Origin of the sequence: Methanofollis ethanolicus (assembly GCF_001571385.1) — an archaeon.
GTDB lineage: Archaea > Halobacteriota > Methanomicrobia > Methanomicrobiales > Methanofollaceae > Methanofollis > Methanofollis ethanolicus.
This window is the reverse complement of sequence record NZ_BCNW01000001.1, coordinates 145604-168603: the sequence shown is the minus strand read 5'-3', so window position 1 is coordinate 168603 and position 23000 is coordinate 145604. Positions and strand designations below refer to the sequence as shown.

Below are 23000 nucleotides of genomic sequence, written 5' to 3'. Positions count from 1 at the left end.
GCCGGAAGACTGCACTCCTGCACTCTTCCGATTTCCGGGTATTCTGTTCTGTGAAGATCCTTCTCTGGAGTGCCTGCCTTGATCTCGTTCTCGTCATCGCTCGCACTGTGAAGTCCTGCTCGTCTTCCTGGACTCTCTCCGGCTGTCTCCAGATATTGGATTGGGGTAGGAATGGCATACATCTCCAGGAACCCGGCCCTGCCTTCTCGGGGCCAATCCTGAGCAGGGGTCAGGGGGCAAAAGTCCTCCGGCGAACGGGAAAGAGAAGGCAAAGGATCAACACGCACTATCAGCCCCTGGAGGAGGTTTTCTACACAGTCGATTTTTGAGGTCCGCGGGTGAAACCCCATGTCTAAATGGTGGGGAAGGCATGGGATCCGCACTTCTCCCATGGGTCTGGGAGTATCCATTAATCCGGGCATGAAAGTTACTTCCGAACCCTGCGTTCAATCCATTTATTCCTCAAAATCCATGGTTCGCCACCGTGTGATACCGGAAATATTTATATCCTGAAGGCCGGTATGGGGAGTGGGGGGACCATGAAAACAAAGATCACCTTTGAGGAGCTGGCGCAGTTGCCTTTTTTCGAGGGAGTTGCGACGCTCTCGCTTGTGAGGCGGGGCGAGATAGAACTTTTCCTTGGCGAGGTGCCACTGACCGTGTGGCAGGTCGAAAAAATTGTGGGGGAAGTGGTCAGGGCCCTGCAGGGGGCACCGCATCTCGCGGAGATCTACCGGTAGATGGTGACCGGGTCGAGAGTGGCATCGATCAGGAGGTCGAAGGGAACCTGATCGAGCCAGCCCGCCTTCTCGAACATGCTCATAAAACAGACGCCGACTCTCTTTGCCTGCGGGTGGCGCACGAGAAGTGCCGCCGCATCTTTTGCTTCTACCGGGACATTCGGCATCGCCAGCCCGCCCATCAGGACGATAACCGCGGGTTCATGGCTGGATGGCGAACCGCCGACCTGCATGCCGACACCGGGGACGGCATGGATCGCCCGTGCCTTCTCCTCGTCGAGGTACGGCACGAAAACATGCTCGAAGGGGAGGTCGCGGACGGCGAAGGCGAGCAGTTCGATGAAAGGCGTGCAGGTTCCGGGAACGCCGCAGTACATGATGCGGGCGCCGTCAGGCAGGCCGGCGCCGGCAAGGTACTGCTTGAAGGGCCTGAGCATGCCGGGGACACCGGAGAGAGTGTCGATCTTTTCCATACTTTCCGATGGGTTAGATCCTATAAATGTGTGGCGGCGCATTCTCCCGGCCCCTGGCCCTCCTATGCCGGAACAGTCCCGCCGAGCATACCAACGGTGAAAATGATGAGGACTAGCAGCATGGCGGCACCGACGGCGAACAATGCACGGTCGAGATTACGCGTATCCATATTCTCATAGTCCTGTCATGGATAGATAACCCTTCCCATTTTTTGTCCGCAAGGTCTATCCCGAAAAGCGTCTAGATATGATCGATGGCAGAGAAGAGACTTGTCCGTCCGAAGAAGGACCGCATGATTGCCGGGGTCTGCAGCGGGATAGCCCGGTATCTGGGCGTCGACCCGGCGATCGTACGCATTGCATGGGTGATCCTCTCCTTCTTCGGCTATATCGTCTTCGGGGTCCTTGCCTATATCCTCGCCGCGATCATCATCCCCGAGGAAGAGGAAGGTGTTCTCGACGCGGAGTTCACGGTGAAAGAGGAAGGGAAGGCCTGATCCCCCCCAAAAAATATGTGTGCGGCATTCGCATAATCTGCATATGACTCTTCGATATGCCGCTCGCATGGGGAAGACGCCCCGTTCCTTCATCAGAGAGATCCTGAAGGTCACCGAAAGCCCCGAGGTCATCTCTTTTGCGGGAGGTCTCCCGAGCCCTGCCCTGATCAAGGTGGAGGGGATTGCAGAGGCGGCTCGTTCTGTTTTTGAGACCGGGGGCGCTGCTGCTCTCCAATATGCCACGACCGAGGGGTATCTGCCTCTCCGGGAATTCATCGCCGATCGCTACAGGCGGAGACTCGGTCTCGACGTGGGCCCCGACGAGATCCTCATCACCAACGGTTCACAGCAGGCCCTCGACCTCATCGGCAAAGTCTTCCTTGACGCCGGTGATGCCGTGGCGATCGAGCGCCCGGGGTATCTTGGTGCGATCCAGGCCTTCTCCCTGTATGAACCCCGGTTCTGTCCTGTCCCTCTCGAAGAGGATGGGCCTGATTGTGCAGCCCTGGAGAGGACGCTCGGAGAGCAGGATGTCAGGCTCTTCTACGGTGTCCCGAACTCGCAGAACCCCTCGGGGATCACCTGGTCGCGGGAAAAAAGAGAAGATGTGGCGTCTCTTCTCGACGGGACAGGCACGGTCTTTGTCGAAGACGATGCTTATGGAGAACTACGGTTTTCTGGCCGCTCTCTGCCCCCGGTGAAAAAATATCTCCCCGACTCGACGGTCCTGACCGGGTCCTTCTCGAAGATCGCAGCACCAGGACTGCGCATGGGCTGGATCTGTGCGAACCCCGAGGTTCTCGACCGCCTCGTCGTTGCGAAGCAGGCGTCCGACCTCCATTCCAATACTCTTTCCCAGCGGATTCTCGCGCAGTATCTCACGCACAATGATATCGATGCGCATGTCAGGGAGATCTGCCGGGTGTACGGCCGGCACTGCACACTGATGTCCTCCCTGATAGACGACCTCTTCCCTGACGGCGTCAGCCGCACCGAACCTGACGGCGGGATGTTCCTCTGGGTGACCCTCCCTCTCGGCTTCTCCTCAATGGCCCTCTTCGAGCGGGCCCTTGCGGAGCATGTTGCCATCCTGCCCGGCCTGCCCTTCTACGTGGACGGTGGCGGGGAGAACACGGTCCGCCTCAACTTTTCGAACGCCGATGAGGACGGGATCACCGAGGGGATGCACCGCCTTGCGCGGGCTCTCGAAGCATAAGGGGATCAGGCACTTTCCCCTGCTTCTCTGTATAACCAGTTCCGGTAGACGATCGGCGTCACCACCGTCGTCAGGAGACTCATCAGCACGATCGCCAGATAGATGCCCTGGTCGATGAGGTCCAGGTTGAGGCCGATGAGGGCGACGATCATCGCCACCTCGCCCCGGGGCACCATGCCGCAGCCGAGGATCAGGCTGTCCTGCCGCCCTATCCCCATGAGGCTGGCGGGAATGCCGCAGCCGACGATCTTGGTGATCACAGCCATCACTGTCAGGGCGGTGAGGAGGACGAGGATGTCCGGCGTGAGAGCCGAGAAATCGGCGAGGATACCCAGGGACACGAAGAATATCGAGGCGAAGATGACATGGAGATACTCGGCCCCCTCTTTCAGGTCGCGGGAGTTGACGATGTTGACCCCGTGGAAAGAGACCCCGGCGATAAATGCACCGATGATTGCCGATATTCCGACGGCCTCGGCACCGAGGGCATAGAGAAAGGCGAACATCATCGCCGTGATGAAGAGGAACTCGGGGTACTTCCGGGAGAAGGGAGTCCGGTCGATCCATTCGAGGAGAGGGGCGACGACCCTGATCCCGGCATATCCCGCGACGACAACGAAGACGAGATCCTTCAGGACAACTGTTGCGACAGAGGCAGGGGTAAAGGTTCCTGCGACGACGTCGACGGTGATGGAGAGAGCCATCAGGGAGAGAACGTCGTCGATGACCGCCGTGCCGATGATCGCCCGCGCCACAGCGGTGTCGAGTTTTCCCATCTCCCGCAGGACATTGGCGGTGATCGCGATGCTCGTCGCCGTCATTGCCGTCCCGACAAAGACGGCGCTCTCGAAGCCGTAGCCGAGTGCGGCGGTGAGCCAGTACCCACCGATCCAGGGGACGATGACCCCGGAAAGCCCGATCACCGCGTAGCGCAGATCAAGGATGTCCCGGAGATCGAACTCCAGGCCAATGACAAAGAGAAGGATGACGGCGCCGAGAGCGGCGAGGCTCCGCACGAAGTCGGTGTATGTGATCAGGCCGAGGACGCTCGGCCCCACGATGAGCCCGACCAGGATCTCGCCGATCACCGCGGACTGGTTGATCCTGGACGCCACCAGGTAGCCCGCGAGGGCGACGAAGAGGAGAAGACTCATCTGGAACTCGATGGTCGAGGCGATTTCGGCGGACATGGGTTCGATCTCGTTGTCGGCGTTTTTAACCCCGCCGGTTGTTCATCCCTCCCGCCATCCCGGGTTTTCCGAGAGGAATGCCCTCTCTTTCTCTTCCATCTGCTCTACCGTGAAAGACGCGGGCATATGGATGCACCGGTGTTCCCTGAAGACTCCGCAGACGAATGCCCCCTGCCTCTCGTCAGCCAGACAGGCCCCGTAGGTGTCGGCGTCGAAGTCGTGGTAGACATGTTCGAGGCCCTCACGCTCTGCGATCTCCTTCGCCTCTCTCCATGACCCTGCCATACCCTTCCCGTGCGCGGGTATTATATGTACATTTCCCGGAGCACCTGCCGGCAGGCGCCGCCGGTGCCGACGCGGCAGAGGACTGCACCCTCTGCTGTGAAACGATGGGGCAGGGTGAGTGCGGTGTCCCTTTCAGAGGCCTCGCCCCTGCCGAGGGTGATATGGGGAGAGTACCGGGCGCGCAGGAAATCGCGGGCATACGCGGCCATGGACGGTTCGTCCTCCTCTCCGTCCCTGAGGAGGAGGGCAGGTTCTTTGTCAACGGCGATTTTCCTGAGGGCTGTTGCCGCCGCGCGGTGGAGAGCGAGGAGTGGTCTGTCGATGGCGAGGTCGAATCCTGCGACCCTCTGCCCCGACCCGGTTGTCACCGTGGAGATGCCGGTGACAGTGATATCGAGGGGAAAGTGAGGTACGAGGCTCTCCAGAGAGATCCCTGCAAGGTCTCCCTCCGGCACCGCGGCCATCGCCAGGGTGATGTGGGGGATGGCGTCAGGCCCGAAACAGATGGTTCTGTCGCTTGAATGCCCGACGAGGAGACGGTTGATCCTGGCCGCCTCGTCCCTGATCCCGGCAGGGAGGACGACCGCGATATCGATGGCGAGGGGATGCGCATGGTGCATGAAGAAGGGTGGATCGCGGGGGTGATATGCCTGTCTCAGTCGGCAGAAAGATAACCATGTCCAGCATATAGCTAACCACAGGAGTTACCCATGGAAAGCAATACTCTCTATGTCGGGAATCTCAACTACGAGACAACCGAAGAACAGCTCACCGAACTCTTCTCTGAATACAGCGAACCCACCTCCGTCAGGATCATCCCGCGCAAGGGCTTTGGTTTTGTTGAGTTCTCCTCTCCCGAGGAAGCCGAGAAGGTAATGACCGCCCTGAACGGCACCGAGTTCATGGGCCGTGCCCTGCGTATGGATGAGGCGAGGCCGCGCGAGCCCCGTACCGATTCCCGCAGATACTAAGAATACTCCTTGCCGGGGACACCCCGGTCTTTTTTTCCGGGGCTAATCCCCCGGAAAAGTTATTCCTGCGACCTTCAGGTCTCGGCTCTTTCGAGATCGTGACCTTCTTCGTTCATGGCAGGAGACGTATCTTTCATTCTCCGCTCTCTCCTGTTTGTCTTCTCTTCGGGCACGGGAAGGCAGAAGAGACGGTCGCGATGGGGGAGTCTGCCGTCTCTCTCCGTCCTCATTTTCCGACCGTGTTCTCACCCGCTTTTTTCCCGCCGCGCCGCCACCCATTTCCAGCCTTCCCCTGCAGTGAGGAGGGGCAAACCGATGAGGACAAGGAGGACCCAGTCTCCGACACCGAGGGGGACGGTCCTGAAGGCCGCCTGGAGTATAGGGTGGTAGACGGCCGCCGCCTGGAGGGCGAGGCTCACCGAGACCGCTGCGACGAGGTACCTGTTGGAGAAAGGCCCTATCTTGCGGAGGGTCGATGAGAATGACCTGAAGTTGAAGACATTGATCAGTTCGAAGACCACGAAACCGGTGAAGGCGAGGGTCCGGGCTCTGTCGAGGTCGGCCTCCTGGAGGAGGGCGAAGATGAGGAGGACGACCGCACCGATCCAGCCGCCGATCAGGAGGACCGCGGCCATGGCGCGGGAGGAGAGGATCTCTGCACCCGGGTCTGCCGGCGGCCGGCGCATGATACCCCTCTCTGCCGGTTCGACCCCGAGTACGAGGGCGGTCGCGCCGTCGGTCACCAGGTTCACCCAGAGGATCTGGGCCGGCAGGAGGACGAGAGGCAGGCCGGCGACGAGCCCGCCCGCGACGGCGGCGATCTCGCCGACATTCGAGGAGAGGAGGTACCGCGTGAACTTCGCGATGTTGTCCGCCTCCCGCCGCCCCTCCTCGACCCCGGCGACGATGCTTGCGAAGTTGTCGTCCACGAGGACGATGTCGCTCGCCTCTCTGGCGACGTCTGTCCCCTTGACGCCCATCGCGATCCCGACATGCGCCTTTTTCAGGGCCGGAGCATCGTTCACGCCGTCGCCGGTCATGGCGACGATATGACCGTCCCCGGTGAGGAGGCCGATCACCCTGAGTTTATGTTCGGCGGTGACCCGTGCAAGGATATTCGCAGATTTCAGTGCAATAAGGAGGCTGGCATCGTCCATCCGGTCGATATCTGCGCCAGTCAGGGCCTCACCCTGCTCGAGCCCGACAGCCCGGCCGACCGCCGCCGCCGTAAGGGGTGCGTCTCCGGTGATCATGATCACGTCTATCCCCGCTTTTTTCGCCTGTTCCACTGCTTCTCTCGCCTCTTCGCGTGGCGGGTCCTGGATGCCCGCGGCCCCCAGGTAGACCAGGCCCTCCTCCGGGTCTTCGCCGTCGTCGAGGAGACGGTATGCCGCCGCGATCACCCTGAGGCCCTCCCCCGCCATCCTCTCGACCCCGTCCGCCAGCACCTCCCGCGTCCCCGTGTCGAGAGGCCTGACCGCCCCGTCCGCAAGCACAGCAGTGCAGCGGGCAAGGACGATCTCTGGCCCTCCCTTCATGTATGCGACCCGTCTCTCTCCTTCCCCCACAATGACGGTCATCCGTTTCCTCACCGAGGAGAAGGAGAGTTCTTCCTCGATCCCAGGGAGACCTTCGCGCCTGATCCCGGCCTTTGCCGCGGCGACGACGAGCGCCCCCTCGGTCGGACTCCCGACGATCCCGCCGTCCGGCGCGATTGACGCGTGGTTGCAGATGGCGGCGGCCCGGAGAAACGCGGAGAGCCCGGGCATTCCTGCAGGATCGACGGTCCTCTCCCCCGCGAAAAATCCTCCCATCGGGGCGTAACCGGTGCCGCTCACCCTGAGATCCTGGCCTGGCAGGGCGATCGCTGTCACCGTCATCTCGTTCTTCGTGAGAGTGCCGGTCTTGTCCGTGCCGATCACCGAGACCGCCCCGAGGGTCTCCGAAGCCGGCAGGTGACGGATGAGGCAGTTTCTCCCGAGCATCGCCCGCACCCCGATCGCCAGGGTGAGAGTCACCACCGCGGGCAGACCCTCAGGGATCACGGCGACGGCCAGGGACACCCCGGTCAGGACGACCTCGTAGGCCCCGCGCCCCTGGAGGAGGCCGGCGAGTACGACTGCCGCAGCGACGACAAGTGCGATCTGACCGATACGTGTCGAGAGGACGGCGAGCCGCCGGGCAAGAGGGGTCTCGATATCCCTGACCGCGCGGGAAAGCCCTGCGATCCGCCCGAACTCGGTCGCCATCCCGGTGGCGACGGCGACTCCCCTTCCCCGCCCGTTCACGACCGCTGTCCCCATATAGGCCATGTTCGCCCGTTCCATCAGGGGTGTCTCCTCCGGGAGGGGATGGGTGGCCTTGCCCACCGGCACCGACTCGCCGGTGAGCGGCGCCTCGTCAACCTGGAGACTTGTCGCTGAGATGAGGCGGAGATCGGCCGGCACCTTCATCCCTGTATCGAGGACGACGATGTCCCCGGGCACGACCGCCGCCGCATCGATCCCGGTCTCCCTCCCGCCCCTCACGACGACGGCCTGCAGACCGAGCATCCGCCTGAGCGCTTCCATCGCCTTCTCTGCCTGCCACTCCTGGACCGCGCCGAAGGCGGCGTTCATGAGGACGATGATCAGGATTGCGACGGCATCGACAGTCTCGCCGATAATGAGGGAGAAGACGGCGGCGGCGATGAGGATGGCAACGAGTGTGCTCCTGAACTGGCGGAGGACGATCGCCGCCGGCCCCGGCCCCTCCTCTCTGTCGAGGCGGTTCTCGCCGTAGCGTTCCAGCCGTGCACCTGCCTCTGCCGGGGACAGACCCCCATCGCACGACCCGAGGGTCAGGAGGGCCTCGGCCTGATCGCGGGCATGCCAGGGGGCAGAAGAGTCTGCCATTGCACCGCGATTCTCTCCCCCGCTATATAGAGGGATCGACCGTACCCCTTAGATACCCTTAATACCGCATGCCCGAGACATTTACCGTGTACGGCACCTACGACCTTTCCTTCAGGTACGAGAAGGACGGCCTCGATCTCTCGATCGAGCCGGAGGATGGGAAGTATCTCTACCGCCGCACCCTGAACGGGCAGACGAAGACGCGGACCATCCTTTCCTCGGGCGGTCGGCTGATCATCAACCCGGTCGAGCCCCTCAACCTCCCCAAGGAGGTCTGCCGGAGTCTTCTGGTTGAATTCGAACCCCTCTCGATAGAACCGGGCGCCGAGCAGACTATTTACCTCACCTTCCCTGTCGAGATCGGCGTTTTTGTCGCCGGCCGGGGAAATCTCGAACTCCTGGATATTTTCTCCTGGAACAAACAGAAATACACCCTGTACGGGTCGTCGGAGAAGGGGGTGATCGCGCGGTGGTGGCCGAGCACCGCCCGCTCTTCCCCTCCTGATCTCGACCCCCTGAAAGAAGGTCTCTTATCCCTTGAGATCTCCAATACGACGCGGGAATGGGTCGAAGTCTCGAAGGTCGTCCTGGACGGTTTCGGCATGAAGATCTACTATGGCGACCTTGTTTCCGTACAGGCGTGGATGCGTGTCCTCAGCACGATGGTGGCGGAGACCGGTTTTTACGACCGGTCTGCCCGCGAGGGGCAGAAGAAGGCGGTCGAACTCTTCGCGGTGCGGGGACTTGCAGGGGTCGAGCGCCAGCGTTTCCTGATGGACAGGGGGCTGTGAGCAGTGTTCGACTTCGGCCTTGACGACCCCATCTTCTTCTACCCCTCCCTCACCTGGGGACACCTCGTCTACATCGTCCTCGTCATCCTTGTTGCGGCGACGCTGGCAAAGGCGGTGACCCTCTACCTCAGGAAGACCCTCACCGACAAGATCAAGCTGAGCCAGCTCGACCTCCTTCTCAAGGCCGTCAACTACTCGGTGCTCATTATCACCGTCCTGATCATCGTCCCCTTCTTCAATATCAATCTCGGCGGCCTCCTCGTGGCCGGCGGGTTCGCCTCGATCGTCATCGGTATCGCCAGCCAGAGCGTGCTCGGGAACCTCATATCGGGTCTCTTCCTCCTTATCGAGCGGCCGATCACCATCGGTGACAACATCAATATCGGGAACGTGAGCGGGAACATCACCGACATCAACATCTTCTCGACGATCGTGAAGACCTATGACGGCGTCTATGTGCGGATCCCGAATGAAAAGGTCTTCACCTCCGAGATCACAAATTATGTGGCCCACGAGGCGCGGCGGTTCGAGTACGTCATCGGGATCCCGTACGACGACGACGCGAACGAGGCGATCCGCATCATCAGGGAGGTCGTCTGGAGTCATCCCTTCGCCCTGAAAGACCCGTCGCCCTCCATCTATGTCGACGAACTCGCCGACAGTTCGGTGAATATCAAGGTGCGTATCTGGGCGCCGGCCACCGAGTGGTGGGACGTCAGGACCGATCTCCTCTGGAAGATCAAGGAGGAACTCTCGAAGAACGGCATCGAGATGCCCTTCCCGCAGCAGGTGATCTGGTTCCAGAACGAGTTGCAGGGACGGGTCGCGCTGAGGTCGGGCGAAGGTCGGCCGCGGGCCGGCCCTGACGAGCATACCTGAGGTGCATGATGGCAGACGAGATGACAGATCTGATCCTGGCGCTTTCTTCGCAGGATCTCGATAAAAAGCACGAAGCAGAGGAACGCCTTGTGGCGATCGGGGAGGATGCGGTCCTCCCCCTGATCGAGGTGCTGATCGATGAGGACGCCGACGCCCGCTGGTACGCCGGTCGGGTCCTCGCCAGGATCGGCGCACCCGCGATCAGGCCCCTGATCCTCACGATGATCGTGGAGCAGGACACGCAGTTCAGGCGCTACGCGGCGGCGGCCCTCGGTTCGATGGGTGAGACTGCGGTAGAGCCTCTCATCGAGGCATTTTCAAGCGAAGACCGCGAACTCCGCGGCTTTATCGCCCTCGCCCTCTGCCGGATCGGTGAACCGGCGCGGGGGCCGCTGAAGCGGCTTGCCGGCGAGGGTGGCGAGGTGCAGCGGTCCTGCGCCCGCCTCACCCTCTGGAAAATGGGGGAGGAAGGGATCAACGACCTGGTCAGTTCCCTCGATGCCGGGAAGGCCACATAATTTTTTACGTCCTGCAGGCGACTCCGGTGTGATGACAGAGATCACCGGGATACGCCCTGTCCTTCTTGCCCTGGCATGTGCCGGGTCATTTGCCCTCGACGGCATTCTCCATGCAGACCCGGTAGCCGGTGCCGTGTACCCCCACCTCTTCTATCTCCCTATCGTGCTTGCAGCCCTCTGGTACGGGCGTGTCTCCGTCCCTGTCGCGGGCGCCCTTGCTCTCGTGCACGTCCTGGTCTGGTCTTTTGCGCCTGCTGCCGTCCTGCGGGCCGGGATATTCCTTGCCGTCGGTCTTCTCGCCGCCCTCATTGCCGTAATGGCCGCGGCGCCTGTCCCGGCACCTGAGGGCGGCGCCCGCGACCTTGCCCCTCTCCTCAGGAGTCGGAGTCCTGAGAGGCGGTATGGGGCTGCGGTCTCCCTCGGGCGGACCGGCGACCCCGCGGCTGTCCCTGCCCTGGAAAAAGCCCTCTCCGACCCTGATCCCGGTGTCCGCTGGATGGCGCTCGAAGCCCTCGGCGCCATCGGCAACCCGGCCCTCCCTGTCCTCACGCGCCTCCTCGGTTCCGACGACATCGACCTCCGCTGGGGCGCTGCGGTTACTCTCGGTGACATCGGGGATCCCGCGGCAGTCGAACCCCTTGCTCGCGCTCTCGAGGACGGAGACAGGTACGTGCGGACCCGGGCCGCCCTTGCCCTTGCAGCGTTGGGGGTCCCGGCCCTGCCATCGCTTGCAGCCGCGGCAGGACACCGGGACGCCGGAGTGCGGTGGGCGGCGGCCCTCGCCCTCGGAAAGATCGGGTCTCCCGACAGTATCCCGGCCCTCTCCCCTCTCGTCTCTGACACCGACCCGGCCGTCCGCTGGAAGGCGGTCGAGGCCCTCGGCGCCATTGGCGGGGAGGCCGCGGTCGGCCCCCTTGTCATGGCCCTCGATGACAGGGACGAAGAGGTCTGCGGGGTGGCGACCGCGGCCCTGACGGCGATCGGGGAACCTGCGGTCACTTCCCTCATCGACGCCCTGCGGACAAAGGGGCGCTGGTTCCGTGCGGTGTCGGCCCTCAGGGAGATGGGGACGGCGGCGGCCCCGGCCCTCTCCTCGGCCCTCTCCCGGAAGAACAGGTGGGTGCGGATCGGAGCGGCGATGGTCCTGGCGGAGGAAGGGGACAGGCAGGGGACGGACGCCCTTGTCGCCGCCCTTTCCGATGCCGACCCCGACGTGCGGGAGGCAGCGAGAGAGATCCTGGAGGTGGGGCTGAAAAAAGGTTCTGGGAGCTTTAAAGTCCATAATTCGCCCATTTAACCGGCCGGGCAAACCTCTATGTCTCCCCCCGCCCATTGTATCCTCATGGTTGCGGTCTCCCCGGCAATGGCTGAGTACTTCAAAAGACTCGAGGCGAACCTCAACGCGGCCCTGGCAGTCGCGGAGGCGGCGCGTGCAGAGGGGTACGACCCCACCACCGAGGTCGAGATCCCGCGGGCGAACGACATCGGCGACCGTGTCGAGGCCCTGATCGGGATCAAGGGCGTTGCCCAGAGGATCCGGGACCTTGAAGCCGGGATGTCCCGGGAAGAGGCCGCCCTCAAGATAGGCGACGACTTCGTGGCCAAAATGTTCGGGGAGACGACACGCGAGGAGATCGCCGACCACGCCATCAGGACGTCGATGGGTCTCCTGACCGAGGGCGTGGTGGCGGCGCCGACCGAGGGGATCGCGAAGGTCGGGATCGGCAAGAACGACGACGGCACCGAGTACCTGAAGATCTATTATGCCGGGCCTATCCGCTCTGCAGGCGGCACGGCGCAGGCCCTCTCCGTGCTCGTCGGCGACTATGTCCGCCGGGGGATCGGGATCGACCGGTACAGGCCCAGGCCCGAGGAGGTGGACAGGTACGTCGAGGAACTCCAGCAGTACAACAACATCCAGTCGATGCAGTACATGCCGAGCGAGGCCGAGATCAGGCTGATCATCGAGAACTGCCCGGTCTGCATCGACGGCGAGCCGACGGAGAGAGAGGAGGTCTCCGGCCACCGGAACCTGGAGAGGGTGGAGACGAACACGGTGCGGGGCGGCATGTGCCTGGTGGTCGCCGAGGGACTGGCCCTGAAGGCCCCGAAGGTGATGAAGAACGTCAAGAAGATGAAGATGGAGGGCTGGGACTGGATCCAGCAGATCATCGACGGCGCCGCCTCGAAGTCGTCCGATGAGGAAGAGGAACCCGGCGTCCACCCGAAGGACAAGTACATCCGCGACCTCATCGGCGGCCGCCCTGTCTTTTCGTACCCGATGAGGGCAGGGGGATTCCGCCTGCGGTACGGCCGGTCCAGGAACACCGGCTTTGCGGCCGCAGGCTTCAACCCGGCGACCCTCCATATCCTCGGCGACTATCTCGCGGTCGGCACCCAGATGAAGACCGAAAGGCCGGGAAAGGCCGCGGGCGTCGTGCCTGTGGATACGATCGAGGGCCCGACCGTTCTCCTTGCCTCGGGCGAGGTGAAACGCATCGATGACGCCGTGGAGGCAAAAAAGATCGCCCCTCGCGAGATCACCCGTATCCTGGACATCGGCGAGATCCTGATCAGTTACGGCGAGTTCCTGGAGAACAACCATCCTCTCATTCCCTCTGCCTATTGCGAGGAATGGTGGCGGCTGGAGGGCGGCACGAAGACGCCGGAGAATGAGATGGAGGCGATCGAGATGGCCCTCTCGGGCGTGCCCCTCCACCCGGCGTACACCTGGATCTGGGACGACCTCGACCCCGCGGAGGTCAGGGCCCTCGCGGAGCATGTCTCTGCCAGGGGCAGGATTGCGGACGGCGTCCTCAGGGTGAAGAACGACCCCGCGATCAAGCACACCCTTGAGATCCTCCTCATCCCCCAGACAGTGGAGGGCGACGAGGTGGTCCTGCCGACCTACCTTGTCCTCCTTGCCTGCCTGGGCCTGGGCCTCGACCTGAAGATGCGCCCGGCATGGGAGGACGCCCCCGCGGGCCCGTCCCTCCCCCTCGTTTCCCATCTCTCCGGCTTCACGATCCGGTCGAAGGCCGGGACGCGGATAGGCGGACGGATGGGCAGGCCCGGCAAGTCGAAGCCCAGGGAGATGAAACCTGCACCCCATGTTCTCTTCCCTGTCGGCGAGAACGGCGGTTCCCGGCGGTCTATCCTGGAGGCCGGGGCCTATAAGGCGCGGAGCAATGCAGACGGCGGCACCATCAAAGCCGAGGTCGGGGAGAGGCGCTGCCCGCAGTGCGGTGCGGTGACCTTCAAGAACAGGTGCGATGCCTGCGGCACCCATACGAACCCCGTCTATCGCTGCCCTCGTTGCAACAGGGAAGTCGCCGGTGCCGTCTGTCCCCAGTGCGGCGGGCCGACGGTCTGCCTCCAGGAACTGGACCTGAAGATCAGGGACGAGTACGCCACCGCATGCGCCCACCTCCAGATGCGGGAGAACAGCCTCAAACTCGTGAAGGGCGTGAAGGGCATGATCTCGCGCGACCGGACGATCGAGCCTATGGAGAAGGGGCTGATCCGGGCCACCCACGACCTGTACGTCTTCAAGGACGGGACGGTCAGGTACGACATGATCGACCTGCCGGTGACCCATTTCCGCCCGCGCGAGGTCGGCGCCACGGTTGAAAAGTTGCGGGAGATTGGCTATACTCTGGACTACAATGGCGAGGAACTCGTCTCCCCCGACCAGGTGCTGGAACTGCGCTGCCAGGACATCATGGTCTCGGCCCTCTGCGGCGACTGGCTCCTGAAGGTCTCCCGGTACATGGACGACCTGCTGGAGAAGTTCTACGGTCTGCCCCGATTCTACAACGCGGAGAAGCCCGCAGACCTCATCGGCCAGATGCTCATCGGGCTTGCCCCCCACACCTCGGCCGGGGTGCTCTGCCGCCTGATCGGGTTCACGAAGGCGAGCGTCGGCTATGGTCACCCCTTCTTCCACGCGGCAAAAAGGCGGAACTGCTTTGCAGGCGACACCCTGATCCGGGTGCTTGCGGACGGGCGGTGGCAGGAGATGCCGGTCAGGCAGTTTGTCCTCGAAAACTTCGACATCTCGCGGCCAGACCTGGACCATGCCGGCACCCACTGGTCAGAACCGAAATGTCCTTCTGCCGTGCAGGCCGTGGACACGCGGGGCGAGGTCCGTCTCCGCCGGGTGACCGCCGTCTCTGTCCACCGGGCGCCCGACCACCTGCTCAGGATCGAGACCGCCCGCGGCAGGGCCCTGGAGGTGACACCCGACCACACGATGCTCGTCTGGGAGACTGACTACCTCCGGAAGATCATGGCGATGGAGGTGCGTGTCGGCGACCGCGTGCCGGTGGCGGAGGGGGGCCGGGTGATCGCGGACACGATCTCGGCGGTGACCCCTATCAGGTGCCCTGACGAGGCGGTCTACTGCCTCACCGTTGCCGACGACCACACCCTCGCCGCAAACGGGATCTTCTGTGGCCAGTGCGACGGTGACGAGGACTGCGTGATGCTCCTCCTGGACGGGCTCATCAACTTCTCCCGCTCCTTCCTCCCCGAGACCCGAGGCGGCTCGATGGACGCCCCCCTTGTCCTCACCTCCCGCCTCGACCCCAAAGAGGTGGACAAGGAGAGTCACAACGTCGATGTCGTCGACCACTACCCCCTCGAACTCTATGAGGCGGCGCAGCGCTTTGCCCCGCCGAAGGAGCTTGAGAAACTGATCGACCACGTGGACCTCCGCCTGGGCAAACCCTCCCAGTACGAAGGTTTCCGCTTCACTCACGACACCTCGGACATCTCCGCGGGGCCTCTGGAGTCGACCTACACCGTCCTCGGCACGATGTTTGACAAGATGGAGGCCGAACTCGAACTCGGTGACAAGATCCGGGCTGTGGACGTCGATGACGTAGCCGAGCGCGTCCTGAACACCCACTTCATCCGCGACCTGATGGGCAATCTCCGGGCCTTCGCCTCCCAGACAGTGCGGTGCACGAAGTGTACCACCAAGTACCGCCGCATGCCCCTTGCCGGCAAGTGCCCGAAGTGCGGCGGCAAGGTGAACCCGACTGTCCACGAGGCCTCGGTGAAGAAGTACCTCGAAATGTCCCGGAGGATGTGCGAGAAGTACGCCATCTCCGAGTACACGAAGCAGCGTGTCGAGGTGCTGGACAAGGCGATCCTCTCGACCTTCGGGGAGGAGAAAGAGAAACAGCTGGGGCTCGCGGATTTTATGTGAGGCGATTATTTTCTCTTTTCCCCTCTCATCGCGGGGGCCTCATCGGATACAAAAATGTGGATAGGGTGCGAATCCTGGCCGCGGATCTCATCCAGAGGGGCCTGTTCCCCTGTACAGAAATACAAACTCCTTTCCCATCATCCTCTTCTCCACATATCCCTGTTCGACCAGACGCAAAAGGTCGCTCCTCGCCGTCCCATAGGCGACCCGGAAGGTCTCCCTCACCTCCTTGATGGTCACCGGCCTTTCGGGATGCTTCATCATCATCTTCAGTATATCCACCTGCCTGAGGTTCATGTTCCCGGCATGCTCGATTACCCTGAGTGCACTGGCCTGCTCCTCCTGTTTCTCCCGGATATAGGCCCTGACCTCTTCGATGGCCTTTTCGATTACGTCGAGGTTGTACCTGATGAAATATGTCAGGTCATTCCCGTCCGTCTCCGTGTACAGGTAGGCCCTCTTGTACTGCCCTCTGCTATCCTTGATTGCCCGTGAGATTGCCATGTACTCGAAGAGCCAGTAGTCCTGCTTCAGCACGTACCCGTAAAAGACGGTCCGTGCACACCGCCCGTTCCCGTCGTTGAAGGGGTGGATGTACCCTATCAGGAAGTGGAGAATGATCCCCCTGACCACCGGGTGGATGAACTCCTCCCCGTCGTTGTTTGCGAAGGCGCAGAGTTCTTCGACGAGGCCTTCGATCTCTTCGTGAGGGGGCGGGATATGGAGGACGGTCCCGCTGGAGTCGACGACTCGTATTTCGTCGTTCTCCCTGAAATGTCCCTCATAGGCAGGATCGTCGAGCGTGCCGCGGGTGATCATCGCATGGAGTTTCCTGACCCGTGCCGGTGAGAGATCCTCGCCCCTGACCCTGGAGACCTCCTTCATCGTCAGGTAGTTGTTCAGGATCATCAGTTCGCCGCGGCTTTTCGGTTTTCTCTGCTCCTGAAGCATCTGTTTTGCCACGACTCTGGTCGTCGCCGCCCCTTCGATCTGGCTTGAGGCGATCGCCTCTTCCATCAGGGAATTGACAATGTAGCGCTCCTTCTCCCCCCCTGCCGAGTCGAGCATACTTGCAAGGTTTCCTCCGGCTGTTTTATCCAGTACATGAAGTTTTTTCCAGCACTCGTCGTCAAGGATAAAGCGGAAATGACACGGCCCGAATGTGAAATGGCGTGCTCCGTTCTCTCTGAAAGCCTTCATCAGGATCCAGATATATTTCGGGTCTGCTGGTAGTGTCCTGTATTTTATCTCCTCCCAGTGGAGGTATTTTTTGTTGCAGGCGAAGACCGCGTCGATCACGGCCAGATCCCTGGCCATCTCCCAGGCTTTATGCTCGTCCTCGTCTGTATAGGTGGGCATCTGCAGTATCTTCATGGGCCGTTCCTCCTGCTATCATGATCATTTTCCATGATCCTTGATATCATTATCTATCAATATGTGACAAATTGATAGATAGTGATATGCCCCGCGCGACCCCCCGGCCATCGAATTTTGATCCCCATTGGGTTTTCTCACTGGCACCCTGACGCTCCCGCACGCCTGCACCCACTCCTGGCAGAGGGGTGCGGGGCCTCTCTTCCCGACCTGAATCCCTCCTGATCCCGGCCAGACCGGGCCCTCTCCCCACTCACGAACAGAATCCCTCAAATACTGTGAGCACACACCTATGATGCACTCTTTGAGGTGTATGGATGTGTCCTGCACCGCGGGGAGGATAGGGGATCGTAGGGTAGCCTGGTCCATCCTAGGGCGTTCGGGACGCTCTGACCTGAGTTCAAATCTCAGCGATCCCATCCATTCTCATTGATGCCCCCTCTTCTCTGGTGTCCTCTGCCGGTAGCCGTGCCCGGGCCTGTAACGATCCGTTCTTCTTCTGCCGTGCCGACGATACGCGGGAGCGGCGGCGCCGCCCTGATCCTTCCCCGGGGCAGACTGCGGCATATGATGACAGACGGCCGCCCAATCTGAGGTAACACCATGACCATCGACCAGATCCCCATCGGGACATTCTCAAGGACCGTGTACCTCACCCAGAAGGCCCTCCGCCTCTACGACAGGAAGGGCATCCTGGTGCCCGGGGCAAAGGACCCGATCACCGGTTACCGCAACTACACTATCGGCCAACTTGAGACGGCGGTGCGGATCAGGACCCTTTCCAGACTCGGCTTCTCTCTCGAAGAGATGCGGGCGGTCCTCGATGGCGACGACGGCGTGGACGTGGTGGAGAGGCGCCTTGCCGCGGTGCGGCAGGAGATGGCGCACCTCACAAAGGTCGAGGAGGTCCTGCGTGCCAGGCCCTCCCTTCAGGAGTTGTTTGCAATGTCGCTGTCCGAACCAGTCATCAAGGAGATTCCTGCAATGCGGGTGATCAGCACGCGGGAGAGAGGGAGTTATGAGGACGTCTGTCACCGGCTCATCGAGGAACTGATGGCCGCCGTGTTCAGCCCGGAAAACCGGCGGAACGGTGTGCGGATCACCGGGCCGGTGATGATGCTCTGTCACGACGGGGAGTACAGGGAGACCGACGCCGACATCGAGGTTGCGGTCCCGGTCGCCGGCCGGGTCAGCGTCGGTGAAGAGGCGGAAGTGAAAACTCTCCCGCCGGTTCAGGTCGTTTCCGTCCTCTCCACAGGGCCGTATTACAGTCTCAACCTGGCCTACGGCAGGATCCTGGAGTACGCCGGGGCGCACAGCCTCGCCCTCCGTGGGCCAGACCGTGAACTCTACTATAACAGCCCGCACGAGGTCCCGCCTGAAGAGCTCAGGACCGAGGTGCAGTACCCGGTCGTGCGGGCCGACTGAATTCCCCTTTTTCTTTCCCTCCAAAGAATTGATATGCCGCGGCCGCATGAGATGGGCCATGGAAGAGATCACCGGCGCAAAGAAGATGGCGAACGGCGTTCTCGTCGAGTACAGGCGGGGCGGCGTCTCCCAGACTGTGGGATTCCCCTATGATGATCTCATCGCCATGGAGATCAATGTCCTCGACCTCGTCGAACACCCGGGCGACTATGAGGTCGACCCCGAGGGGAAGGCGATCTTCGCAAACCCGGCGAAGTGCGAACAGCCGCCGGCAGGGTAGCGGAAAGGGCCTTCCCCTGCTACGCCCCACGCGTGGGCATGGTGGACGGAGAAATGGCTGGCGCCAGCCTCCGCAGGGCGGTCATGGCCGATGCCGGCATCATTGCCGCATACAATATTGCCATGGCAGAGGGGACCGAAGGGAAGGCCCTCGACCCGGCGACAGTAGGGGCGGGCGTCGAGGCGCTGCTCGCCGACCCGGCAAAGGGCTTCTACCTCGTTGCCGAGATGGGGGGCCGTGTCGTCGGGCAGGCAATGATCACGTATGAATGGAGCGACTGGCGGAACGGCTCTTTCTGGTGGGTCCAGAGCGTCTATGTCCATCCCGACGTCAGGCGGCAGGGGATATTCACCGGGATCTTCCGGGAGATCGAGAGGGAGGCGCGGGAACTATCCGGCGTGGTCGGCCTCCGCCTGTACGTCGATGCGGAAAACCTGCGGGCTCAGGAGACCTACCGGCACCTCGGGATGGATGAGTCGAACTACCTGATCTTCGAGAGAGAGTTTTGACGGCCCTGTCATCTGGCCGGTGACGGCAGTATTTTATCTGCATGCGTGAAAGTGCCTGATATGACTGTGGGCGACGAAAAACGTGCTGAACTGAAAGGAAAGGCTCTCCGCCTCAAGGACCTCGTCGAGTACCAGGACGGGACAGTGGCAAGTCGGATGCTCGTCAACAGGCCGGCAGGGAGCATCACCCTCTTCTCCTTCGACGAGGACGAGGGCCTTTCCGAGCACACAGCGCCGTATGACGCGGTGGTGACGATCCTCGACGGAGAGTGCGAGGTCTGGCTCGCGGGCGAGACCCACCTGATGAAGGAGGGAGATACGATCATCTTCCCGGCGAACGCCCCCCATGCCCTCTCCGCGGTGACGCGGTTCAAGATGATGCTGACCATGATCCGGGAGTGAGAGAGATGCCGGACGAAGGGAGATACTGCACCATCTGCGGCGGCGTCGTGCCCGAGGGCCCGGAGATCAGGACGGTCCTGGTCGACGGCAAGGCGACCGGGATCGATCAACTCGACCGGATCCTCTGCGATGTCCTCGACCTTCACCTCGCAGACGAGGGCCAGGTCAGGGAAGAACTCCTGACGAGGGTGAAGGCCTTCAACTATGTCCCCACAAAGAAGACCGACGCCTACGCCGATGCCTTGATGGCAGAATACAGGCAGGCATCCGCCGGGCGGAAATAAGAATCATGTCTAGATCGATCCGATCGGGCCATACAGGCATTTTCCGGCGGCCTGAACTGTGCCCAGGCGGTCGCCGGGGCGTTTGCCGATGAGTTCGGCCTGGACGAGGCCGTGGTCAGGAAACTGGTGTGCGGGTTCGGCGGCGGTTCGCCCACACGGACAGGGCCTGCGAGGCGGTGAGTGGCGCCGTCCTCGTCCTCGGCCTGGCCATCGGCACCGCCGTGCCGGGGACAGGGAGGGGAAGGAGCGATGCTACGCGCTGGCGCGGGAGTTTTTCCGCCGTTCTGCCGACCGTCACGGTTCGGTGGACTGTACCGCTTCTGGGGTACGACCTCTCGGGTCCCCGGAGCCTTGACGCGGCCAGGGAGGCCGGAGTCTTTTCCGTGCGGTGCACCCTCTATGTTCGGGATGCGGGGGAGATCCTGGAAGAGATTCTGAAGGAATTATGAGTTTGCGGGTGCAGGTGCCCGTCGGGGATGGTACCTGAAGAATTTAGAGATCCTTTTAGCGGATTCCCCGCCGTCTAAGGGCCGCACCTTCGTCCCCTGCGGCACATGTTTATCTCTCTCCTCCTCCTTTTTCCGCGCGAAGACCATGGAAGAGATCACTCTTGTCAATGTCGAACCACTGCATGTTGTCGGCATACGGAAACGCGGGAAGTACGAAGAGATTCCCGACATGATCAGGACTGTGTACGAATATGTCCTCTCGCGGGGCGCCGCATCCCCGGGTTGCCCGATCTTTGTCATGCATGAGACGAGCGAAGAGGAGGCGGTGAAGGCCGATCTCGAAGGTGCCGCCGATATCGAGATCACCGTGCCTGTTACGGAACGACTTGCCCCCGCTGGCGGCATCGCCTGCTACGAGCTTCCGGGAGGCAGGATGGCGCGTGTCGTCCACAGGGGACCGTACCAGGAGTGCGGGCCGACCTATGAGAGACTCTTTGCATGGCTTGCCGAAAATGGGCTGGAGATCACCGGCCCTATTCGGGAGGTCTACCTGAACGACCCGCGTGAGGTTCCCGAAGCGGAGATCCTCACTGAGATCTTTGTGCCGGTGGCCTGAAGACTCGGGTGCGGAAGGGTTATACCCCGGCCCTGCATGATGCCGGTGCGACGATGGTCGGGGTGTGTGCAGGATGACCGGGAGGTCGGTCTGGACGGCGTGCTATCTTGGAGGCCTCGGCCTCCTTGTCTTCCCCCTTCTGTACGCCTTCACACCTCTCCTCTCATTTGCCGACTACCGCCTCCCCGAAACCGCCGGCATCACCATCTTTGCCGCCGCCCTCCTCCTCTTCTGGCGTTCTCACGCCGACCTGGGGAGAACGTGTCGCCGGTCGTGGCCGTCGCCGGTGGGCAGAGGCTCGTCACCGGCGGGGTCTACAGGCGTATCCGCCACCCGATGTACCTGGCGCACCTCCTCTGGGCGCTCGCCCTTCCTCTCCTCCTCTGGAATGTCATGGCCGGGTGGACGATGCTCGTCGCCGTCGTTCCCCCTCGCCCTCCGCCGGATGCCGCGGGAGGAGGCGATGATGCTCGACCACTTCGGGGAGGAGTACAGGGCATACATGGCAAGGACAGGACGGCTCGTTCCCCCTCTCTGGAAATAATACGTTATGTTTATCTCGTAATACTTATAATCCCTTTTTGTAAAAATTCGTATCATTGCTCCGATCATCCCGGTCTGTCTTTTCAGGCCGTGATCGGTCCCGATCAGGTGATTTCTGTGTCAAATGTCAGATATATTCTCTTAATTACTCTCATTGTCGGACTTGTTCCTGGTACAGTGTTTGCCGGGGATGCGACGATGGACGCGATCGGTTCCCGGGCCGCAGCGGTAGCGATGGACCACCTTACCTCCGCGCAGGGCAATGAAAACATGCTGGCCATGACCGATGCCGGTGCCGTCATGTTCGGAAACCAGACCACCGAACGGTGCTTGAAGGGCGTGACCACTGTCAGCGGCTGTAGTATCGGCGACGGCAACCTCCTGATGCCGCAGAGGAGCAAGTTCTCCCCCCTGTGGTTCTTCTTCTACAGGAAGGACACTGGTGAAGCAGTCTTCCTTCAGGTGAAGCCCGAAGCAGTGGAAAAATCCCCTGAAGAGATCAAGGCGCTTCCCCCCGACAGAGTCTTCGGCATCATCGCGAAGGAACGGATAGATGCCGAATACCTCCTTGCGAACCAGAGCGCATGGACAGGAATGCTGGGTAAGAAGGTCTTTGGCGGCAATGAGTTCAGTCTCATCACGATCGCCAATATGTGGGCCGAACCCGGCACCCCTTACGACTTCCTGAGGGCGGCCTCATTCCACAATCACCTCTGTCCCGGCGTGAGCAGCGGATACCTGATCTCCCGGTACGTGGAAGAACGCCTGCCTATCGAAAGCCCTTCCCAGAGTTACAAAGTCATTGCCTGTCCTGTCTGGTGCAAGGACGACCTTTTTCCGGTGATCTGGGACGCCACCCCGGGCAAGAAGAGTCTCTTCGTCAAGGACCTGAGCGCAGCCGAGAAGGAAGCGTTGAAGAAGAGCACAGGCGGAACCGATGTTGCCGGGATCTATGTCCGCTGGGACACGACGACCAACACCGGTGACGGCCTTGTGGTGGGCTATAACTGGAGCCGGAGTAATGAACTGACCGGCACCGCCGACTGGAAGGGGGACCCGGCACTGGCAAAGCTCGTGATGGACCTGGAATTGATCACCTATCGGGACCGGCCTGAAGAGATGGTGACGACAATCCGGGAGTTCAGGTGCGAGGACCCGAACGACTTTGCCGCGCTTGCGTGTGCCGGTGTCAACCCCCTGAAGGTCCTCGGTGTGGAGGCTTAACAGTTCTCTGAAGAGTATCTTGTCCCTTCATTTTTCTTTCTCTCCTTTCCATCTTCCCGTACCCAACCGGCGATAGATATTCAAGGATGCCGAGCGAAAAATCATCTGCACCGTGCGAGAGTAGCCAAGTGGCCAACGGCGAGTGACTCAAGATCACTTCCCGCAGGGGTTCGTCGGTTCGATTCCGGCCTCTCGCATCTGTTTTTATCGGAGGCATTCGCGTCT

Annotated in this window: 24 protein-coding genes, 2 tRNA genes and 1 pseudogene; 21 read left to right on the top strand and 6 right to left on the bottom strand. The window is 61.8% G+C overall.

Translation table 11 applies throughout. The features are described 5' to 3' along the window. Positions 1 to 539: 539 nt before the first annotated feature. Entirely contained in the window at positions 540 to 740 is a 201-nt protein-coding gene (locus MEFOE_RS00860; protein ID WP_153015817.1) for a hypothetical protein, read from the top strand. Here MEFOE_RS00860 and MEFOE_RS00855 read toward each other — a convergent pair. Then, complete coding sequence (locus MEFOE_RS00855) at positions 731 to 1213, bottom strand: DUF2124 domain-containing protein (protein ID WP_067046939.1); 483 nt, start codon at positions 1211 to 1213, stop codon at positions 731 to 733. The genes MEFOE_RS00860 and MEFOE_RS00855 overlap by 10 nt on opposite strands. A 254-nt stretch (positions 1214 to 1467) precedes the next feature. Between MEFOE_RS00855 and MEFOE_RS00850 the strand changes: the two genes are divergently transcribed. Then, positions 1468 to 1710: a PspC domain-containing protein gene (locus MEFOE_RS00850; protein ID WP_067046937.1), complete on the top strand. Its 243-nt coding sequence runs from the start codon at positions 1468 to 1470 to the stop codon at positions 1708 to 1710. Positions 1711 to 1753: 43 nt separating this feature from the next. Then, entirely contained in the window at positions 1754 to 2926 is a 1173-nt protein-coding gene (locus tag MEFOE_RS00845; RefSeq protein ID WP_067046934.1) for an aminotransferase-like domain-containing protein, read from the top strand. A 5-nt stretch (positions 2927 to 2931) separates the two neighbouring features. On the opposite strand, the gene MEFOE_RS00840 is transcribed toward MEFOE_RS00845, so the two are convergent. Genes MEFOE_RS00840 through MEFOE_RS00830 form a run of 3 tightly spaced genes read right to left on the bottom strand, consistent with a single transcriptional unit; the run spans position 2932 to position 5021 of the window. Then, positions 2932 to 4116 carry a cation:proton antiporter gene (locus MEFOE_RS00840; protein ID WP_067046931.1) on the bottom strand — a complete coding sequence of 395 codons (1185 nt, stop codon included), beginning with the start codon at positions 4114 to 4116 and terminating at the stop codon, positions 2932 to 2934. 42 nt (positions 4117 to 4158) lie between these two features. Next, on the bottom strand, positions 4159 to 4401 hold the full coding sequence (locus MEFOE_RS00835) for a hypothetical protein (RefSeq protein WP_067046927.1): 243 nt from the start codon (positions 4399 to 4401) through the stop codon (positions 4159 to 4161). Between the two features lie 20 nt (positions 4402 to 4421). After that, the gene (locus MEFOE_RS00830) at positions 4422 to 5021 is read right to left on the bottom strand and encodes a 2'-5' RNA ligase family protein (protein WP_067046924.1); all 600 of its coding nucleotides are present in this window, start codon (positions 5019 to 5021) and stop codon (positions 4422 to 4424) included. Between the two features lie 90 nt (positions 5022 to 5111). Between MEFOE_RS00830 and MEFOE_RS00825 the strand changes: the two genes are divergently transcribed. Then, on the top strand, positions 5112 to 5372 hold the full coding sequence (locus MEFOE_RS00825; RefSeq protein ID WP_067046921.1) for an RNA recognition motif domain-containing protein: 261 nt from the start codon (positions 5112 to 5114) through the stop codon (positions 5370 to 5372). Between the two features lie 245 nt (positions 5373 to 5617). On the opposite strand, the gene MEFOE_RS00820 is transcribed toward MEFOE_RS00825, so the two are convergent. Further along, on the bottom strand, positions 5618 to 8266 hold the full coding sequence (locus tag MEFOE_RS00820) for a cation-translocating P-type ATPase (protein WP_067046918.1): 2649 nt from the start codon (positions 8264 to 8266) through the stop codon (positions 5618 to 5620). A 68-nt stretch (positions 8267 to 8334) separates the two neighbouring features. On the opposite strand from MEFOE_RS00820, the gene MEFOE_RS00815 reads away from it, so the two are divergent. The 5 genes from MEFOE_RS00815 to MEFOE_RS00795 are packed head-to-tail and all read left to right on the top strand — an operon-like array spanning position 8335 to position 15666. Further along, positions 8335 to 9057, top strand: coding sequence for a DUF432 domain-containing protein (locus MEFOE_RS00815; protein WP_067046915.1), 723 nt, complete (start codon positions 8335 to 8337; stop codon positions 9055 to 9057). Positions 9058 to 9060: 3 nt separating this feature from the next. Next, on the top strand, positions 9061 to 9936 hold the full coding sequence (locus MEFOE_RS00810; protein ID WP_083523266.1) for a mechanosensitive ion channel family protein: 876 nt from the start codon (positions 9061 to 9063) through the stop codon (positions 9934 to 9936). 20 nt (positions 9937 to 9956) lie between these two features. After that, positions 9957 to 10454, top strand: coding sequence for a HEAT repeat domain-containing protein (locus tag MEFOE_RS00805; RefSeq protein ID WP_235809526.1), 498 nt, complete (start codon positions 9957 to 9959; stop codon positions 10452 to 10454). Between the two features lie 31 nt (positions 10455 to 10485). Then, entirely contained in the window at positions 10486 to 11751 is a 1266-nt protein-coding gene (locus tag MEFOE_RS00800) for a HEAT repeat domain-containing protein (RefSeq protein ID WP_067046912.1), read from the top strand. A gap of 45 nt (positions 11752 to 11796) precedes the next feature. Next, positions 11797 to 15666, top strand: coding sequence for a DNA-directed DNA polymerase II large subunit (locus MEFOE_RS00795; RefSeq protein WP_067046910.1), 3870 nt, complete (start codon positions 11797 to 11799; stop codon positions 15664 to 15666). Between the two features lie 87 nt (positions 15667 to 15753). On the opposite strand, the gene MEFOE_RS00790 is transcribed toward MEFOE_RS00795, so the two are convergent. After that, complete coding sequence (locus MEFOE_RS00790; RefSeq protein ID WP_067046907.1) at positions 15754 to 17040, bottom strand: Fic family protein; 1287 nt, start codon at positions 17038 to 17040, stop codon at positions 15754 to 15756. Positions 17041 to 17384: 344 nt separating this feature from the next. Here MEFOE_RS00790 and MEFOE_RS00785 point away from each other — a divergent pair. The 12 genes and pseudogenes from MEFOE_RS00785 to MEFOE_RS00735 all read left to right on the top strand — a co-directional run bounded on the left by MEFOE_RS00785 (position 17385) and on the right by MEFOE_RS00735 (position 22972). Then, positions 17385 to 17459: transfer RNA gene (locus tag MEFOE_RS00785), tRNA-Pro, on the top strand. 184 nt (positions 17460 to 17643) lie between these two features. After that, entirely contained in the window at positions 17644 to 18468 is an 825-nt protein-coding gene (locus tag MEFOE_RS00780; RefSeq protein ID WP_067046904.1) for a MerR family transcriptional regulator, read from the top strand. A 58-nt stretch (positions 18469 to 18526) separates the two neighbouring features. Then, positions 18527 to 18748, top strand: a complete 222-nt coding sequence (locus MEFOE_RS00775) for a hypothetical protein (RefSeq protein ID WP_067046899.1) — start codon at positions 18527 to 18529, stop codon at positions 18746 to 18748. A 53-nt stretch (positions 18749 to 18801) separates the two neighbouring features. After that, complete coding sequence (locus tag MEFOE_RS00770) at positions 18802 to 19257, top strand: GNAT family N-acetyltransferase (RefSeq protein WP_067052811.1); 456 nt, start codon at positions 18802 to 18804, stop codon at positions 19255 to 19257. A 60-nt stretch (positions 19258 to 19317) separates the two neighbouring features. Beyond that, positions 19318 to 19659, top strand: a complete 342-nt coding sequence (locus MEFOE_RS00765) for a cupin domain-containing protein (RefSeq protein WP_067046897.1) — start codon at positions 19318 to 19320, stop codon at positions 19657 to 19659. Positions 19660 to 19664: 5 nt separating this feature from the next. After that, positions 19665 to 19943, top strand: coding sequence for an aldolase (locus MEFOE_RS00760; RefSeq protein ID WP_067052809.1), 279 nt, complete (start codon positions 19665 to 19667; stop codon positions 19941 to 19943). 30 nt (positions 19944 to 19973) lie between these two features. Beyond that, on the top strand, positions 19974 to 20123 hold the full coding sequence (locus MEFOE_RS14660; protein ID WP_328585456.1) for a C-GCAxxG-C-C family (seleno)protein: 150 nt from the start codon (positions 19974 to 19976) through the stop codon (positions 20121 to 20123). Then, positions 20072 to 20392 carry a hypothetical protein gene (locus tag MEFOE_RS00755; RefSeq protein WP_235809525.1) on the top strand — a complete coding sequence of 107 codons (321 nt, stop codon included), beginning with the start codon at positions 20072 to 20074 and terminating at the stop codon, positions 20390 to 20392. The genes MEFOE_RS14660 and MEFOE_RS00755 overlap by 52 nt, the downstream gene beginning before the upstream one ends. Before the next feature lie 145 nt (positions 20393 to 20537). After that, a complete protein-coding gene (locus tag MEFOE_RS00750; protein WP_067046894.1) occupies positions 20538 to 21008 on the top strand; it encodes a GyrI-like domain-containing protein in 471 nt (156 codons plus the stop codon). Positions 21009 to 21044: 36 nt separating this feature from the next. After that, positions 21045 to 21347, top strand: a pseudogene (locus MEFOE_RS14725) (hypothetical protein); the annotation flags it as partial. Positions 21348 to 21668: 321 nt separating this feature from the next. Continuing rightward, positions 21669 to 22775 (top strand): FmdE family protein, encoded by a 1107-nt coding sequence (locus tag MEFOE_RS13190; protein ID WP_235809524.1) that lies wholly within the window; start codon positions 21669 to 21671, stop codon positions 22773 to 22775. Between the two features lie 114 nt (positions 22776 to 22889). Continuing rightward, a tRNA-Leu gene (locus tag MEFOE_RS00735) sits at positions 22890 to 22972 on the top strand. The last annotated feature ends 28 nt before the right edge of the window (positions 22973 to 23000 follow it).

Coding starts and splice junctions, on each gene's coding strand:
- MEFOE_RS00860 (WP_153015817.1), top strand. CDS start 540: ATGAAAACAAAGATCACCTTTGAGGAGCTGGCGCAGTTGCCTTTTTTC.
- MEFOE_RS00855 (WP_067046939.1), bottom strand. CDS start 1,213: ATGGAAAAGATCGACACTCTCTCCGGTGTCCCCGGCATGCTCAGGCCC.
- MEFOE_RS00850 (WP_067046937.1), top strand. CDS start 1,468: ATGGCAGAGAAGAGACTTGTCCGTCCGAAGAAGGACCGCATGATTGCC.
- MEFOE_RS00845 (WP_067046934.1), top strand. CDS start 1,754: ATGACTCTTCGATATGCCGCTCGCATGGGGAAGACGCCCCGTTCCTTC.
- MEFOE_RS00840 (WP_067046931.1), bottom strand. CDS start 4,116: ATGTCCGCCGAAATCGCCTCGACCATCGAGTTCCAGATGAGTCTTCTC.
- MEFOE_RS00835 (WP_067046927.1), bottom strand. CDS start 4,401: ATGGCAGGGTCATGGAGAGAGGCGAAGGAGATCGCAGAGCGTGAGGGC.
- MEFOE_RS00830 (WP_067046924.1), bottom strand. CDS start 5,021: ATGCACCATGCGCATCCCCTCGCCATCGATATCGCGGTCGTCCTCCCT.
- MEFOE_RS00825 (WP_067046921.1), top strand. CDS start 5,112: ATGGAAAGCAATACTCTCTATGTCGGGAATCTCAACTACGAGACAACC.
- MEFOE_RS00820 (WP_067046918.1), bottom strand. CDS start 8,266: ATGGCAGACTCTTCTGCCCCCTGGCATGCCCGCGATCAGGCCGAGGCC.
- MEFOE_RS00815 (WP_067046915.1), top strand. CDS start 8,335: ATGCCCGAGACATTTACCGTGTACGGCACCTACGACCTTTCCTTCAGG.
- MEFOE_RS00805 (WP_235809526.1), top strand. CDS start 9,957: ATGACAGATCTGATCCTGGCGCTTTCTTCGCAGGATCTCGATAAAAAG.
- MEFOE_RS00800 (WP_067046912.1), top strand. CDS start 10,486: ATGACAGAGATCACCGGGATACGCCCTGTCCTTCTTGCCCTGGCATGT.
- MEFOE_RS00795 (WP_067046910.1), top strand. CDS start 11,797: ATGGTTGCGGTCTCCCCGGCAATGGCTGAGTACTTCAAAAGACTCGAG.
- MEFOE_RS00790 (WP_067046907.1), bottom strand. CDS start 17,040: ATGAAGATACTGCAGATGCCCACCTATACAGACGAGGACGAGCATAAA.
- MEFOE_RS00780 (WP_067046904.1), top strand. CDS start 17,644: ATGACCATCGACCAGATCCCCATCGGGACATTCTCAAGGACCGTGTAC.
- MEFOE_RS00775 (WP_067046899.1), top strand. CDS start 18,527: ATGGAAGAGATCACCGGCGCAAAGAAGATGGCGAACGGCGTTCTCGTC.
- MEFOE_RS00770 (WP_067052811.1), top strand. CDS start 18,802: ATGGCTGGCGCCAGCCTCCGCAGGGCGGTCATGGCCGATGCCGGCATC.
- MEFOE_RS00765 (WP_067046897.1), top strand. CDS start 19,318: ATGACTGTGGGCGACGAAAAACGTGCTGAACTGAAAGGAAAGGCTCTC.
- MEFOE_RS00760 (WP_067052809.1), top strand. CDS start 19,665: ATGCCGGACGAAGGGAGATACTGCACCATCTGCGGCGGCGTCGTGCCC.
- MEFOE_RS00750 (WP_067046894.1), top strand. CDS start 20,538: ATGGAAGAGATCACTCTTGTCAATGTCGAACCACTGCATGTTGTCGGC.